Raw genomic sequence first — 15,779 nt, forward strand, 5'->3', positions numbered from 1 at the left:
GCGGACCTTCTCGCGGCGCTGACCAGCCGCGCGCACCGGCCGGTGCGCAGCGAGGTGGCTACATGATCGGTTCAGCAGACCCGCGCGACGGAGGGTCCCGAGCCGCTCGGCGAACGGTGACGGCCGGTCACCGACAGCGAAGTGCGACGCATCCCACTCTCACGGGGCGCCGGCGAGTCGGCGACGAAAGATGGTGTCTCACCGAATGAAACGGCGTTCGCTGATGCGGGCGACACGAACCCGGCGATGAGTGGCGGTGTTCGGCGGCGGAGCGGGTCAGTCGGACGAGCCGTGCCGGCGGGTGTCCGGGACCTCGGCGCCGTGGCCGTTGCGGCCGTGCCCGTTGCGGCGGCCGCCGTTGTCCTCCGACCCCAGCTGCTTGACGAGCGCGGCCGCGCTGGCCGTGCCCGCCTGGTGCTCGGCGAGCGCGCGGGCCAGCAGGTCGGCGAGACCGGCGTCCGGCGGCGGCTCGTCCTCGGCGATGGCGCGCGCGTAGCTCTCCGGGAACGGCGCCGTCGCGGGCGTCCAGTGCCCGAAGTCCTCCATCGGCTCCAGCGACGGCGGCATCCGCAGCCTCGGCAGCCACGGCTCGGCGTCGTCGCTGTAGTCCTCGGGACGTGGTGCCGGCGCGAGGGCCTCCGGCCGCTTCGGTTCGGGCGCCGGCTCCGCACGGGGGCTTTCGGCGTCCTCGGCCCGGCGGCGGCCGCGGCCCCCGCCACCACCCGAAGCGGAGATCCCGAGCCGGTCCAGCACCGACTGCGAACCGTGCTCGGAGTCGTGCCGGGTCGAGGGCTGCGGCTCGCGCCGCACCGGTTCCCGCTCGGCCGCGGGTTCGGGCGCGAGCGGCAGGGCCGGCGTCACGCGCGTGGGTGCCGACTCCCGTTCGGCGGCGGTCTCCCGCAGCCGGGCCTCGGCGACGGCGGCCCAGGAGAACTTGGCCTTCCCGTTTCCGGCGGGCGCCTCGGCGGCGGGCTGCGACGTCGCGTGGCCGTTGGACTCGGGCGCCTCGGCGGCGGGCTGCGGCGCCGAGTGGCCGTTGGACTCGGGCGCGGCCCGCCGTTCGGATTCCGGTGCGGCACGGCGGCCGGACCGGAAGTCGGCCGACTCCGAGCCGAACTCCGGCTTCGACCGGACTTCGTCGCGCTCAGGCTGGAAATCGGGCTGCGCCGGGCGGACCTCGACCGGCTCGGACCGGAACTCCGGCTTCGCCGAGCGCACCTCGATGGGATCCAGGCGCGGCTCGGACGCGGACCGCCGCTCGGCCCGGGCCTGCGGCCGCGCTTCCACGGCCCGGTTCTCGCCCGTCCCCGCGCGCTGCCACGGCGGGCGGGCCTCACTCGGCTCCGGCCGCCGGCCGGGCTCGGCCGCGCGGGCTTCGTTCGGTTCCAGGCGTCGCTCCCGCGCCGAACGAACCTCGGCCGGCTCCGGCGGCGCGGGCTGGGGGGTCCGCTCGGCCGAGCGGACCTCGATCGGTTCCGGCCGGGTCGCGGACCGTTCCGGGCGGCGCTCGACGACCACCGGCTCCGGCCGCACGGGCTCGTCCCGCACCGCCGGCAGCAACGTCGTCTCGGCCGCGTCGGCGGTCGTCCGGGGCCGTTCGAACGACCACGCTGGCGCCGGCGTCCCGGACTCCGGCTCGCGGCTGCCGAACGACCACGCCGGAGCTTGCGGGGCGGGGGCGGCCGGTTCGCGCACGGCGGGCGCCGGCGCCGGGGCGGGCTCGGCCGCGACGACCGGGACCGGCCGGGACGGCACCGCCTCGAGCACCTCGTCGAGGTCGATCGACGCCGGTTCGCCGGTGCCGAACTCGCCGGCCAGGACGTTGCACGCCTGCCGCCGGGCTCGCGCGTACAGCTGCTCGGCCGCGCGCGAGCGGTACAGGCACGCGATGGCTTCCTCGGCCTGCCCGAAGCGTTCGTGCAGCTGCGCCAGCTCCAGCCACAGCCGCGCGGTGACCGCGGACAACCCGTGCCGGTCGGTGCTCGCGACGGCTTCGCGGACCAGCTCGATCGCGGCCTCGCCGGAGCCCGATGGCAGGTGGATCCGGGTCGCGACGGCCAGCCGCAGCCAGCTCGCGGGCGCGACGCCGGCGGCGCGCATGGGCTCGGCCAGCATCGGCTCGGCGATCTCGTACGCCATCTCGCCGTCACCGCGGTCGAGCAGCGTGCCGACCAGCAGCAGTACCAAGCGGATCCGGACGAGCCCGCCGTCGTCGGAGGGGTTGTCGAGCTTCTCCAGGAAGCCCAGCCCGGTGCGGGCGGCGTCGGCCGCCGCGGTCAGGTCGCCGTGGCGGCGCCGGTGCGCGGCCGTGCCGACCCGCAGCAGCGCCCGCACCAGCAGCTGGGTGTCGGCGCCCAGCCAGTCGTCGCCCAGCACGAGCTTGTCGGCTTCGACGAGCACGCGGTCCAGCTCGGACTTCCGGCCGATCTGCGCGAGGCAGCCGACCAGGTGCGTCAGCGCGGCGGCGCGGTGCACCGGCGAGACGACCGGGTCGGTGAGCACCGGGCGCAGCGCGGACAGGCCGGTGAGCGGCACGCCCAGGCTGCGGGCGCAGACGGCGAGGTCGATGCGCAGCCGGGCGGCGATGTCGCCGTACCCGGCGTGCTCGGCCGCGCGCAACGCCGCGACCGCCCGTCCGACCGTGGCCGGCCGGTCGCCGAGCCGGACGCGCGCGGACACGACCAGGCTCTCGGCCCGGATCCACTGCTCGTCGGCCCCGGCGGCCTCGGCCAGCGCGGCCGCGCGCTCGCCGAGGACCAGGGCGAGCTCGGGTGCGCGCAGGTGCAGCGCGTCCGCCCGCTCGATGAGCCGGCCGACGGCGGAGAGGGTTCCCCCGGCATTGGCGGAACGCCCGCTCTCGGTGCCCGTCGATGCGCGTCCTCCGGCGGAGGTGGCGGTCGACGGCGCGAGCGGGCCCGTCAAGTGCTGCTTGCTGGCTTCCACGGGGAAACCCGCCCCCTCAGTCGCGGGTCAGCTTGCGGTGGGTGACACGGTGCGGGCGGGCCGCCTCGGCGCCCATCCGCTCCACCTTGTTCTTCTCGTACCCTTCGAAGTTGCCCTCGAACCAGAACCACTGCGCGGGGTTCTCGTCGGTGCCTTCCCAGGCCAGGATGTGCGTCGCGACCCGGTCGAGGAACCACCGGTCGTGCGAGATCACCACGGCGCAGCCGGGGAACTGCTCCAGCGCGTTCTCCAGCGAGCCCAGGGTCTCGACGTCCAGGTCGTTCGTCGGCTCGTCGAGCAGGATCAGGTTTCCGCCCTGCTTGAGGGTCAGCGCCAGGTTGAGCCGGTTGCGCTCACCACCGGAGAGCACCCCCGCCGGCTTCTGCTGGTCCGGGCCCTTGAAGCCGAACGCCGAGACGTACGCTCGCGACGGCATTTCGGTCTGGCCGACGTGGATGTAGTCCAGCTCGTCGGAGACGACCTGCCAGACGGTCTTCTTCGGGTCGATCCCGCCGCGGTTCTGGTCCACATAGGACAGTTTGACCGTCTCGCCGATCTTGACGATGCCGTCGTCCGGCTCCTCGAGCCCGACGATCGTCTTGAACAGCGTGGTCTTGCCGACGCCGTTCGGGCCGATCACGCCGACGATGCCGTTGCGCGGCAGGTCGAACGACAGGCCGTCGATGAGGACGCGCTCGTCGAAGCCCTTCTTGAGCTTGTCGACCTCGACCACGACGCTGCCGAGCCGGGGGCCCGGCGGGATCTGGATCTCTTCGAAGTCGAGCTTGCGGTGCTTGTCCGCCTCCGCCGCCATCTCCTCGTAGCGGTCGAGCCGCGACCGGGACTTGGTCTGGCGCGCCTTGGCGTTCGACCGGACCCACTCCAGCTCGGTCTTCAGGCGCTTCGCGAGCTTCATGTCCTTCTTGCCCTGGACCGCGAGGCGTTCCTGCTTCTTCTCCAGGTACGTGGAGTAGTTGCCCTCGTACCCGACGACGCGGCCGCGGTCGATCTCCATGATCCACTCGGCCACGTTGTCCAGGAAGTACCGGTCGTGGGTGACGGCGAGGACGGCACCGGCGTAGCGGGAGAGGAACTGCTCCAGCCACAGGACACTCTCGGCGTCCAGGTGGTTGGTGGGCTCGTCGAGCAGCAGCAGGTCCGGCGCCGACAGCAGCAGCTTGCACAGCGCGACGCGGCGGCGCTCACCACCGGACAGGTGGGTGACGGCCTCCTCGGGCGGGGGGCAGCGCAGCGCGTCCATCGCCTGCTCGACGGTCGAGTCGAGCTCCCAGGCGTCGGCGTGGTCCAGCTCCTCCTGGAGCTGGCCCATCTCCTCCATCAGCTCTTCGGTGTACTCGGTCTCCATCAGCGTGAGGACCTCGTTGTACCGGTCGAGCTTGACCTTGATCTCGCCGAGGCCCTCTTCGACGTTCCCGCGGACCGTCTTCTCCTCGTTGAGCTCCGGCTCCTGCATCAGGATGCCGACGCTCGACCCGGGATGGATGAACGCCTCGCCGTTGCTGGCCTGCTCGATCCCCGCCATGATCTTGAGAACGGTGGACTTACCGGCACCGTTCGGCCCCACCACGCCGATCTTGGCGCCGGGGTAGAACGCGGTGCTGACGTCGTCGAGGATGACCTTGTCCCCGACGGTCTTGCGCACCTTCTTCATGGTGTAGATGAACTCGGCCATACGCACGATCGTAGAGCGCACCTGATCGCGACCTGACGCCGGTCACCGTCGGGCTACCGAAAGTCAGCCGCGGATCACCGGAACGGCCGATCGCCGGAGTCTCAAGCTCAACCGGAAGTCGAGACTATTCGGCGCGCTTCCCGTCGGCCATGTTCTTCAGCATCGCGTTGTAGGCGTTGAGTTCCTCGTCGCCGGTCACCGCTTCGCGCCGGTCGCGCCGCTTCGCCTCGCGCTCGTCCTGACGCGCCCACTGCACCAGCAGCGCGATCAGCACCAGCAGCACCGGGATCTCGCCGGCGGCCCACGCGATGCCGCCGCCGAGCCGCTGGTCGGTCAGCAGGTCGGAGACCCACGGCAGGTGCAGCTGGCTGTAGAACGCCTGCCCGATCACGGTCTGCTTGCTCATCAGGATCACGCCGAAGAACGCGTGGAACGGCATCGCGGCGAACATCATCCCGAGCCGGGCGAGGTACGGCAGCCGCCGCGGCGCCGGGTCGACGCCGATCACCGGCCAGTAGAAGACGTACCCGGCGAGCAGGAAGTGTGCGTTCATCACCAGGTGCGCCCAGTGGTAGCTCAGCGCGTTGTCGAACAGCCCCGAGAAGTACAGCGCGTAGAACGAGCCGACGAACAGCGCCAGCGCGACCACCGGGTGGGTCAGGAACCGCGACACCGGGGAGTGCACGAAGGCCACGAGCCACTCGCGCGGCCCCGGCGGGTCGTCCTTGCCCGCGGCGGGCAGCGCGCGCAACGCGAGCGTCACCGGGCCACCCAGCACGAACAGCACCGGCGTCACCATCGAGAGCAGCATGTGGCTGCCCATGTGGACGCTGAACATGGCGGGCGAGTAGCGGCCGATGCCCGACGACGTCGCGATCAGCAGCACCACGCAGCCGGCGATCCAGGCGACCGTGCGGCCGGCCGGCCAGGTGTCGCCGCGGCGCAGCAGCCGCCGGACGCCGGCCAGGTACAGCACGCCGAAGACGAGGGCCGCGGTGCCGTAAATGAGGTCGAAGCGGGTGTCGAAGAGCAGCCGCCACAGCGTCGGCTCGCCGTCGAGGTTGTAGCCGATCAGCAGCTCGGTCGTGGACGGCTGGGTGACCGCGTCGGCCGGGGGCGGCGTCCTGGCGAGCCCGCTGGCGATGCCGAGCGTGACGAACATGATGAGGATCTCGACCGCGGCCAGGCGCAGCAGCTGCCCGCCGCCCCTGCCGTCGACGAGGTCCGCGACGCCCTTGCGGCGCTGCTGGTGGCCGAAGACGCCGAGCAGCAGCAGGGCCACCGTCTTGGCGACGACCAGGAGGCCGTAGTCGGTGGTGAACAGGTCGTTCAGGCCGATCCGGACCAGCGCGTTGATCACGCCGGAGATCGCCATCACGATCCAGCAGACCAGCGCCAGGCGCGAGAACCGCTGCGCGGCCAGGCTCAGGTGCGCCCCGCGCCGGTAGCCCAGCGCCAGTAGCGCGATCAGCCCGCCGACCCAGAGCGACGCGGCGACCAGGTGGAACAGCAGGCTGTTGGTGGCGACGTCGTGCGAGCCACCGCTGGCCGAGTGGCCGGTGACGGCGACCGGGACCAGCCCGCCGACGGCCAGGAAGAACAGCACCGCCGTCCAGCCCCAGGACAGCGCGAGCCGGCAGCCGAGCGCGACGAGCACGGCGATCAGGGCCGTCCACAGCCACGCCTTGGGCTGCTCGATGGCGCCGACGAGGTCGAGCAGCGTCTGCGGGTCCAGGACGTCGCCGAACGGCTTCCCGGCGGTGTCGGCGGCGGTGAAGGCGACCGAAAGCAGGGCCGCGGCGAACCACACCCAGGCGGCGATCCCGGCGGCGCGCAGCGCGCCGTAGCCCTCGGGACCCAGCGTGCCGGACTTCTGCGGCGGCACCAGGAACGCCGCCAGCAGCAGCGAACCGACGCAGATCACGGACGCGGCCTCGGACAGCACGCGCACGACGGTGATGCCGTACTTGGTGACCAGCCCGGGGTCCGGCAGGCCCGCGATGACGTAACCGGCGCCGCCGGTCAGCGCGATCAGCCCGACGGCGACGACGGCCGCCAGCAGCACGCCGACCGAGAGCAGGGGCAGCACACTGGCCCGGCGACGCGGGGGCACGCCGGATTTCGTCACGGGCTCGCTGGACACGTCCCAGAGGGTATGCCCAGCCGCGGTGACGTCCGTGTGACGGGCAGGATGGAGTGCGTGAAGATGATCCTGCTGCGGCACGCCGAGTCGCTCGGCAACGTCGACGAGCGCGCCTACACGCGGATCCCCGACCACGCCCTGCCGCTGACCGACGCGGGCCGCGAGCAGGCCGCCGCGGTGGCGCCGGAGATCGCCCGGCTGCTCGGCGGCGCGCGGCCCGCGGTGTACGTCAGCCCCTACCTGCGCACCCGGGAGACGTTGCGGCTGCTGGACATCGAGGCCTCGTGCGACCGGCTGCTGCAGGAGCCGCGGCTGCGCGAGCAGGACTGGGGCAACCTCCAGGACCCGGCCGACCAGGAGGTCCAGAAGGCGCGGCGCAACGAGTTCGGGCACTTCTACTACCGGCTGCCCTTCGGCGAGTCCGGCGCCGACGTCGACGACCGCGTCGCCGGGTTCCTCTCCGACCTGCAGCGGCGCGACGAACGTCACCCGGAGACGGTGCTGATCGTCTCGCACGGCCTCACGCTGCGGCTGCTGTGCCGCCGGTTGTTCGGCTGGAGCGTCGAACTCTTCGAGTCGCTGTCCAACCCCGGGACCTGCGAATACCGCGTGCTCGAGGAGCACGACGGGAAGTGGACGCTCGACCGGCCGTTCGGCCAGTGGCGGGACTCACCCGACGGGGAAACGCAGCTCTAGCGGGGCGCTCAGCACGACGCGGGTGCCCTGGCCGGGCGCCGAGTCGATCCGGGCCGCGCCGCCGATCTCCGCGAGCCGCGCGTGGATCGAGTTCTCGATGCCGAACCCGGCGCGGCGGGCGCCGAGGTCGAAGCCCGTCCCGTGGTCGCGCACGGACACCGTCACGACGCCTCCGGTCTCTTCGAGGCACACCACAGCTCGAGGCGTCCTCGCGTGCTTCAAGGTGTTTCGCAAGGCTTCGCGGGCGGCGTCGTGAAGCGCGTTCACGAGGCTTTCGGGGACGTCGGTGACCTTCGCGAGCACCACGAGGTCGACCCGCAGCCCCTCGGCCGTCATCTCGACCGCCAGCGCGCCGAGCCGGTGCTCCAGGCCACCCGGCTCGGCCGGCGCGTCGCCTTCGAGGCTCAGCCGCAGGCGCAGGGCGTGCGCGCGGGCGGTGCGGCGGACCTGGTCGAGGCTGGCGCCGGGGTCGCGCAGGTCGCCGGGCGAGGGCAGCGCGAGCGCCTCCATCACCTGCAGCACGGTGTCGTGGACGTCGCGGCGGTGCCGTTCGCGTTCGGCGGCCCGGCCGCGCTGCTCGCCCAGCCCGAGCGCGAACCGCATCGACCCGGCGACCAGCACCACGATGGCCAGCGACGTCGCCGCCGCGGCGACCAGCGCGAGCAGGATCCACGTCGCGGGCGCCGCCGTGCCGGACAGCGCGGCCAGCACGTACCGCAGGAGCACCGCCGCGGCGATCGCGGCGCCACCGGCGAGCGCGCCGCGCAGGAGCGTCCAGATCATGACCGTGCCCATGATGTTCGGCCAGGTCAGGGTCAGGAGGTCGGCGAAGGACGGGTGCGCCGCGAACAAGGCCGCGGCCACGCTGGTGACCACCGTGTACGTGGTGTCGGCGGCCAGGACCGGCCGGATGCCGGTGGTGCGGCGGAAGACCCAGGCGATCTCGAGGAGGTTCGGCACCAGGTAGCCGGCCACGCCGAACCAGAGCACGGGCGTGGTGACGGTGTCCGCGGCCCACACCACCTGCACGAACAGCGCCAGCCGGAACACGACCGGGATCAGCACGAGCCGCGGTACGGCGCCCTGGACCAGCGAAAGCCCGGGCCCGAAGCGCCCGCTCACGCCGGCGAGCGCCCCCGCGCCGCCGAGCAGTACAACCCTCACGACGTCCCTCCCGCGACCGAGGCCCCTACCCCGATCAGCCGACCTGAAATGGAAACGTCGCCGTATTCATTTCAGTTTACCGACGGGGCTCAGCTTGCCTCTCGCACCGCGAGCCTGTCAACGCCCGGGGCGTGGCTGAAACCCGGTTGGCGGCACGGATTTCGCATCGGGAACGGCTAGCGGCCGACGATCGCGGCCGCGTCCTCGCGCCGTCGCGACCGGCGGGCGGCCAGCGCGGCGGGCAGGATCAGGGCCGCCACGAGCGCGACGAACACGAAGGCCACGCTGTAGCCGCTCACCTGCGCGATGCCGCCGATGACCGGCGGACCGCCGAGGAAACCGGTGTAGGCGATGGCCGAGACGAAGCCGATCTCACGCTCACCGCCGGTGCCGTCCCCGCGCTTCCCGGCGTCACCCGCGAGGCTCAGCGCGAGCGGGAACGACGCGGCGAGCCCGGCCCCGGCGAGCGCGAACCCGAGGTAACCCACCGCGGCGACGGGCACGGTGGCCGTCGCGAGCAGCCCGATCGCGGCGAGCGCGGACCCCACGACGAGGCAGCGCGTCGGGCCGAAGCGGCGTTGCGCCCACGCCCCCGCGAGCCGGGACAGGGCCATGACCAGCTGGAACCCGGCGAACGCCAGCGCCGCGGCGCCCGGGCCGACCCCGCGTTCGGCCGTCATCAGCAACGCGGACCAGTCCGACGAGGCGCCCTCGGCGATGGCCGAGCACAGCGCGACCGCGGCGAGCAGCCACAGCACCGGACGCCGGATGGGCGCCCGGCCCGGTGCGGCGTCTTTCGCCTGCTCGGGCCGGCTGCCGGGGACAGCGCGGACCACGACCAGCAGCACCAGCACAGCGACGATCGCGGCGACGGTCAGGTGACGCGCCGGCGACCAGCCGTGCCCGGCGGCGAGGCCCGCGGCCAGCGACCCGGCGAGCGCGCCGAAGCTGAACCCGGCGTGGAACACCGGCATGATCGCCACGCCGACGCGCCGTTCGACGGCGACCGCGGCGACGTTCATCGCGACGTCGAGCAGCCCGACGCTGACCCCGATCACGAGCAGCGCACCGGCCAGCAGCGGCACGTCCGGCGCGTACCCGATCAGCACCAGCGAGCCGGCGGCGAGCACGGTGCTCCCGGCGACGACCGCCCGGGCGCCGACCCGTTCGACAAGCCGCCCGGCAACGGACGCGGCGGCGAGCATGCCGACGCTGGCGCCCAGCAGCGCGAGCCCGAAAACCCCTGGTGAGGCGTGCACGTGCGCGGACAGGGCGGGCGTGCGCGAGGCCCAGGAGCCCAGGGCCAGCCCGTTGAGCGCGAACACGGTGAACACCGCGACCCGATCCCGCATCGGACCCCCTTTCTTGCCTCAGCGTGACTGAAGCGCCTCGGTCACGCTGAGGCAAGAAGGCTGCGCCGAGGACCGGGCGGCCCCGCCGAAGTGCCGGTGGAGCTGGTGATCCGCGCCAGCACAGCGCGCGCCTAGCACTGCCACGCCTGTTGATCAAGACCATTCGCGGATCTGTGGACAACCATTCTCGTTTCCGTCCGTTGTCCACAGATTCAAAAGTGCGTACTGACAACTCCCCGCAAACCCGCCAATCTGGAATCACACATTCACCGCGGCCCACCGGCCGCACTCCCGAGGGGATCCACGATGTCTTCACGCCGCCTCCGCGCCCGCCTGCCGCACCTGCTGCTCCTGGCCACGATCGGCCTCCTGACCAGCGCCGGAGTCGCCCAGGCCGCCCCGTCCCAGCCGGACCCGGTCTGCAAGAAGGGCGAATTCTGCATCTGGTCGGCCGACCACTATTCGGGTGACGCCCAGCGTTTCGACCTGCGCACCGCGAATCCGGAGGACTGCATTCCCCTGCCCGAGGGATTCGACGGATCGTCGTTCGTCAACCTGATGAGCCGCGACGTCACGGTCTACCAGAGCGAGGAATGCACAACAGAGGGCGACTTCATCACCTACCCGGGTGCGGGAACGTACGTCCCGAACTCCCCGTTCGTGGTCCGCGCGATCAAGATCTGGGAGTAGCCCGCGGGCCGCGGTCCACGCAGCCGACCACCGAGCCCGGCAAGCAGCCCGCGCTCAGCACCAGAGACGGCGCCCTCGACCGCGGCCCACGCGACCAGCCTGCCGGACCGGACTCCACGCGATCGGGCGAAAGCCCGGCGTGTGCCCGTGACCAAGACTCAGCCGATCCGACCGCAGCACCGGACAGGACCACACCTCGCGCGATCCTTTCAGCGCCTGGTCTGCGCCCAAGGCCAAGCCGACCGCGGCCAGGACCCGGACGCATCAAACGTCCAGCCGTGGCCGCCCGGCCACGAACCAGCGTTTCCCAGCGAAGCCACCGAACGTGGTCCTCTGCGACCACCTGCTGCTCCCGAGCCGTCTCGCGCGACCTCAGGAGCGGCAACCCCCGACCAGGGCCCGGCAGACCGCCAGCTCCATGGAGCGAGCCGGCTCGCCAGGCGACAGCCGAGCCCCGGGGGGCCGCTTGCCCCGAAGCGGCCCCACCCGTGGGCGCGCCCAGCGGCAGGGCGCGCCCACGGGCCCACCACCCAGGCGCCGCAGACACCCAGCGGCCAAGGCCCCGGCGCACCACCAGTCGTCCACAAGCCCCGGCCACCAGGGGCGAGCAAGCCCGCAACCATCCCGACCGGTGACCACACCCGACTCACGGCGCCAGGCCGATCGCCCGCGCCGCCAGCCTGACAGTCCGAAGCACCTCCACCAGCCAGCTCCCGCGCGTCACCGGCAGTCCGCGCGCCGCTCCTCGAAAGGGTCGAACAAACATGCCCCGCCACACCCTCCCGGCCCCACGGCCGGGACCTCACCCGACCGGGTGGAACCCGCGGATCCTCGACCACCGCGCGGAAAGGTCCGCACCACTTTCGCGCACCGGCCCGCGACCTCGGGGCGCCGCACCGCTTTGACCTCGACGCCGCCGAACTCCGAAATTCCGTCGAACGAGACCTGAAACGATTCGCCGGTGTCGAACGATCGAGAGGATGGCGACGACTAAGCTGCCGATGCCGGGCGACCGGCACGGTCGGCGCGGTCCGTCGGCGCGGGCCCTCGTAGCTCAGCTGGATAGAGCAAGAGCCTTCTAATCTCTAGGTCGCAGGTTCGAGTCCTGCCGGGGGCGCCACCAGGGAAGACGTCGTGCGCGAGCGCGCACGACGTCCACCGCGCGAAGTGATCGGCCCCACACCGCCCCTTCTCGGCCGTGCTCCCACTGTGGACGGTCACCGTTTTCGTTCCCGGTTGCCTGAGCCCGGAAGTCGCACCGCGTGTGCGTCCAGGTGGCCCAACGCTCCCCGGCCGAACCCATCCGAGACAACCTTGTTACCTGACCGGCTGGGCGGTCGCTCGCGCCCTTCCGCAGCCGAACCGTCACGCCGAGCGATCAGGCCAACGCCCGCTGAGCAAGCAGATCAAGCGAAACGCAGAAAGGAAGACGCCCACGGTGAACCAGGAACCCCCAGGCGGCCGCCACCGCCGGCGAAGGGAGAACGCCATCACCCGCACAGCCTTCGACGAAGCCCGCCGCGCAGGCTTGGTCCGACGCCACCTGACGAAACTCCGATACCTGGCCGAGCGCACCCCACCCACCGCCGACCCCGATCCCCGAACGCCCGAGCAGGCAACGGAGGGCCCGCACTCCACATCGGACGCCGCCTGACACTGCCCGGCAGCCACCGGCCCATCCGGGCCCGCCCTGCCACTGGGCCACGCCCCAGGCTGCAGCTCCGGCACGCGGGCCAACAGATCGGGAAGAGAAGTCGACCACCGGAACCGGTCGCGTCTCTCGCCCGCGTCGGGCCCGCCGGCCAGGGCCTGCCGAGGGCAGCGCAGTGAAGTCCGGGAGGACTTCCCTCACGCGGCAGGCGAGCGTGAAGCGGCCAAGTCCGGCAGCGCTCCCCTGGCGCGGCGGGTGAGCGCGGTGCGGTCAACCAGCAGGCTTCTCCGGTGCGGGAGGCGAGCGCAGCGCGGTCAACCAGCAAGCTTTCCCGGCGCGGCAGGCGAGCGCGATGCGGTCGAATCCGGCAGGCGTCCCATCGCGGCAGGCGAGCGCGATGCGGTCGAGTCCAGCAGGCGTCCCGGCGCGGCAGGCGAGCGCGATGCGGTCGAATCCGGCAGGCGTCCCATCGCGGCAGGCGAGCGCGATGCGGTCGAGTCCAGCAGGCGTCCCGGCGCGGCCGACGAGCGCGAAACGGTCGAGTCCTGCCGACCAGGCCGCGGCCTGAGAGGGGGTGGCGTTTGCGGGTGGTTCCGGCAACAAGCCGTCCTGACACGGCAGGTGAACGGGATGCGGTCAGACCCAGCAGCCATCCCCAGCGCGGCAGGCGAGCGTGATGCGGTCAAGCTCAGCAGGCTTCTCCAGCGCGGCAGGCGAGCGCGAAGCGGTCAAGCCCAGCAGGCCTTCCCGGCGCGACGCGCGACCGTGATGCGGTCAAGCCGCCTGGCGGGCCTCCCTAGCGCGGCCGACGAGCGCGAAGCGCTCAGGTCCAGCAGCTATCCCCGGCGCAGCAGGCGAGCGTGGTGCGGTGAAGTCCAACAGGCTTCCCCGGCGCGGCAGGCGAGCGGGACGCGGCCAAGTCCGGCAACTGTCCCGGCGCGGCAGGCAAGCATGCGCAGACGCGGGGACCGAGCGCTCCACACCCCTCAAGCCGCGCGTAATCCCTCGGCTGCCGCGGCTCCTGCAGCTCGGCCTGGGAGCAGGCCCTCGCCGTGTAGCCAGCGGATCGTGTCGACCAGCGTCTCCGCCAGCGGGCGGCCCGGCCTCCCGGGTACCTGGGCCGCGCAGGCGCACGTGTAGATCGCGCCGTACTCGGCCGGGATGTGCCACGGCCATGCTCGTTGCGCCCAGTCCACCAGCGCGCCCAGCGGCAGCATCGCCCGGGCCGGGAGGTGGATCGCGGGTAGGGACCGGCCCGTCACCTCTCGCAGCGTTGCCATGAACTCGCGGGTGCTCACGTACCGCCCGGGGCCGAAGTGGCGGCCGCCGGCTGGGCCGGTGCCCGTGATCAACGCCGCGTGGAGGGACGCTGTGTCGCGGACGTCGCCCATCGGGAGGCCGCCCGTCGGCCAGATCGGCATCAAGTGGCGCAACGTGTTGCGGAGGCGCGTCACCTGGTCGCCCAGCTTGGGGTCGTGGGGGCCCAGCAGTGCCGGCGGGTAGGTGATCGTCAGCGGGACTCCCGCCTCCTGGTGGGCGCGGGCCACTGACTCCGCCGCGGCCTTCGCCGCCAGGTACCGCTCGCGAGGGCGGCCGACCGGGGAATCCGCGTCCAGGACCTTGCCAGGGGACGGCAGCAGCGCTCCGAAGCTGGACACGTACACGATGCGGCCGATTCCGGCCCGGCGGGCCGTTTCCAGGACCTGCTCCGTGCCGGCGACGTTCGTCCGGGCCAGTTCGTGGCGCGCTCGGCTGTCGAACGAATAGACCGATGCCGCGTGCAGCACGGCGTCCGTGCCGCGGATCAGGCGGTCCACGCTGAAGCGGTCCAGGACGTTGCCGGTGACGACGTCCACGTTTCCCGCGTCCACGCCGAGGGGCGCCAGCGCACGCTCCACTGCGGACTCGTCGCGGACGAGGAAGCGGACGCGGTGGCCCGCCCGCAGCACGGCCGCCGCCGAGTGGGCGCCCACGTATCCCGTGCCGCCCGTGATGCCTACCAACATCGGACCTCCAGGAAGCGGAACGGGGCCGCTGCCCGCGGATGCGGGTAGCGGCCCCGTCTCGACCGGGACTAGACGTACAGCGTGTTGGGCTCCAGGCCGCACAGGACGCGGCCGTACAGCTCGAAGTTCGTGTTCGGGTGCATCAGCGCGTGCTGGTTGACCGCGAGGATGTCGCGGTTGATGCGCTGGATCGGGATTCCCTTGTAGATGGACGTCCCGCCGCTGGCGTTGGCGAGGATCCCGATGGCCTCCTTGGACAGCTGGATCACGCTGCCGACGTCGGCGCGGGTGCGGGCCCGCTCCTCCAGCTTCCACTCGGTGCCCTCGTCGGACTTGCGGTCCACGAGCTCACCCGCGCGCCAGGCGTGGAACGCGGCCTGGTCGAGCTTGAGCGTCGCCTCGGCCACCTGGAAGTGGGTGATCGGCGCCTCGCGCTGGCTGTCGTAGTTCGTGTACGTGATCTTGCGGTCGGGCAGGCGGTCCAGGAAGACGTCCATGGCCCCCTTGGCCATGCCGACGATCGCGCCCGTCGAGGACGCCGCCGCGACCGGCATCAGCGGGGGGCGGTAGATCGGGGAGTCCGCGTTGCGCTGGGACGCGCCCTGGCCGGACAGCACCACCGGCAACGGCAGCACCCGCTCCTGCGGGACGAACAGGTCCTTCGCGAACGTGCTGACGCTGCCGGTGCCGCGCAGGCCCGCGGTGTCCCAGTCGTCCACGATCAGCAGGTCCGACATCGGCACGAGCGCCGTCACCGGGTACGGCTCGCCGTCCGCCGGGATCAGGATCGCGATGATCTCCTGCCACTGCGCGTGGTGGGCACCGCTGATGAAGCCCCATTTGCCGTTCACGACGATGCCGCCGTCGACCGGCGTGGCCATCGCGGTCGGGCTCAGCGTGCCGCAGATGCGCGTGTCCGGGGTCGAGAACACCTCTTCCTGGACGTCGTCCGGGAACTGGCACGCCATCCAGGTCGGGATCCAGTACACCGACGCGACCCAGGCGGTGGAGCCGCAGCCGCGGCCGAGCTCGGTGGCGACCTCGGTGATCGTCCGGGTGTCCGCTTCGTACCCGCCGAAGTGCTTGGGGCGACGCAGCTTGAAGACCCCGGCGTCGGCCAGCGCCTCGATCGTTTCCTCGGGCAGCCGCCGGTTCTCCTCGGCCGACGCCGCGCGGCTGCGCAGGGTTGGGAGCAGGTCCGACACCTTGCGCACGATTTCCTCGCGCGTCGGGATCGTGGTGGCCAAGATATCCTCCAAAAGGGAGCGGACGAGAAGGAACACCAGTCGCGCGAAACCGGGCCGGCGTCCGGAAAACTTCCCCTTCCAGGCTGCCCTCGGGGACCCGGTTCGCACGTCTCCTCGTGTGCGCCGGGCCCGCCCGGAGCTTCGGGATTCGTTCGGCCGAAGGGAATTCACCCTCCGGCTCCCGCGGGTTCACA

General features: G+C 72.4%; 10 protein-coding genes and 1 tRNA gene. 3 read left to right on the forward strand and 8 right to left on the reverse strand.

Annotated features, from left to right (window positions below):
* Window positions 1-276: 276 nt before the first annotated feature.
* The 3 genes from MUY22_RS48975 to MUY22_RS48985 form a co-directional block, all read right to left on the reverse strand.
* Window positions 277-2,943 carry a hypothetical protein gene (locus MUY22_RS48975; protein WP_247055463.1) on the reverse strand — a complete coding sequence of 889 codons (2,667 nt, stop codon included), beginning with the start codon at window positions 2,941-2,943 and terminating at the stop codon, window positions 277-279.
* 16 nt (window positions 2,944-2,959) lie between these two features.
* Complete coding sequence (gene ettA, locus MUY22_RS48980; protein ID WP_247055465.1) at window positions 2,960-4,636, reverse strand: energy-dependent translational throttle protein EttA; 1,677 nt, start codon at window positions 4,634-4,636, stop codon at window positions 2,960-2,962.
* 124 nt (window positions 4,637-4,760) lie between these two features.
* Window positions 4,761-6,779 (reverse strand): cytochrome c oxidase assembly protein, encoded by a 2,019-nt coding sequence (locus MUY22_RS48985; RefSeq protein ID WP_247055467.1) that lies wholly within the window; start codon window positions 6,777-6,779, stop codon window positions 4,761-4,763.
* Between the two features lie 57 nt (window positions 6,780-6,836).
* Between MUY22_RS48985 and MUY22_RS48990 the strand changes: the two genes are divergently transcribed.
* Window positions 6,837-7,475 (forward strand): phosphoglycerate mutase family protein, encoded by a 639-nt coding sequence (locus MUY22_RS48990; protein WP_247055469.1) that lies wholly within the window; start codon window positions 6,837-6,839, stop codon window positions 7,473-7,475.
* Here the strand turns inward: MUY22_RS48990 and MUY22_RS48995 are convergent.
* Together MUY22_RS48995 and MUY22_RS49000 are read right to left on the reverse strand one after the other, a co-directional pair.
* Window positions 7,449-8,639, reverse strand: coding sequence for a sensor histidine kinase (locus tag MUY22_RS48995; RefSeq protein WP_247055471.1), 1,191 nt, complete (start codon window positions 8,637-8,639; stop codon window positions 7,449-7,451). The genes MUY22_RS48990 and MUY22_RS48995 overlap by 27 nt on opposite strands.
* Before the next feature lie 176 nt (window positions 8,640-8,815).
* Window positions 8,816-9,991, reverse strand: coding sequence for an MFS transporter (locus MUY22_RS49000; protein WP_247055473.1), 1,176 nt, complete (start codon window positions 9,989-9,991; stop codon window positions 8,816-8,818).
* 306 nt (window positions 9,992-10,297) lie between these two features.
* Between MUY22_RS49000 and MUY22_RS49005 the strand changes: the two genes are divergently transcribed.
* On the forward strand, window positions 10,298-10,681 hold the full coding sequence (locus MUY22_RS49005) for a peptidase inhibitor family I36 protein (RefSeq protein ID WP_247055474.1): 384 nt from the start codon (window positions 10,298-10,300) through the stop codon (window positions 10,679-10,681).
* Between the two features lie 1,043 nt (window positions 10,682-11,724).
* Window positions 11,725-11,801, forward strand: a tRNA-Arg gene (locus tag MUY22_RS49010).
* An 801-nt stretch (window positions 11,802-12,602) separates the two neighbouring features.
* Here MUY22_RS49010 and MUY22_RS49015 read toward each other — a convergent pair.
* From MUY22_RS49015 to MUY22_RS49025, 3 genes are all read right to left on the reverse strand, one after another.
* A complete protein-coding gene (locus MUY22_RS49015; protein ID WP_247055476.1) occupies window positions 12,603-12,932 on the reverse strand; it encodes a hypothetical protein in 330 nt (109 codons plus the stop codon).
* A 386-nt stretch (window positions 12,933-13,318) separates the two neighbouring features.
* Window positions 13,319-14,338, reverse strand: a complete 1,020-nt coding sequence (locus MUY22_RS49020) for an NAD-dependent epimerase/dehydratase family protein (RefSeq protein WP_247055478.1) — start codon at window positions 14,336-14,338, stop codon at window positions 13,319-13,321.
* A 68-nt stretch (window positions 14,339-14,406) separates the two neighbouring features.
* Window positions 14,407-15,585 (reverse strand): acyl-CoA dehydrogenase family protein, encoded by a 1,179-nt coding sequence (locus MUY22_RS49025; RefSeq protein ID WP_371827566.1) that lies wholly within the window; start codon window positions 15,583-15,585, stop codon window positions 14,407-14,409.
* Between the last annotated feature and the right edge of the window lie 194 nt (window positions 15,586-15,779).

Source organism: Amycolatopsis sp. WQ 127309, assembly GCF_023023025.1.
Lineage (GTDB): Bacteria > Actinomycetota > Actinomycetes > Mycobacteriales > Pseudonocardiaceae > Amycolatopsis.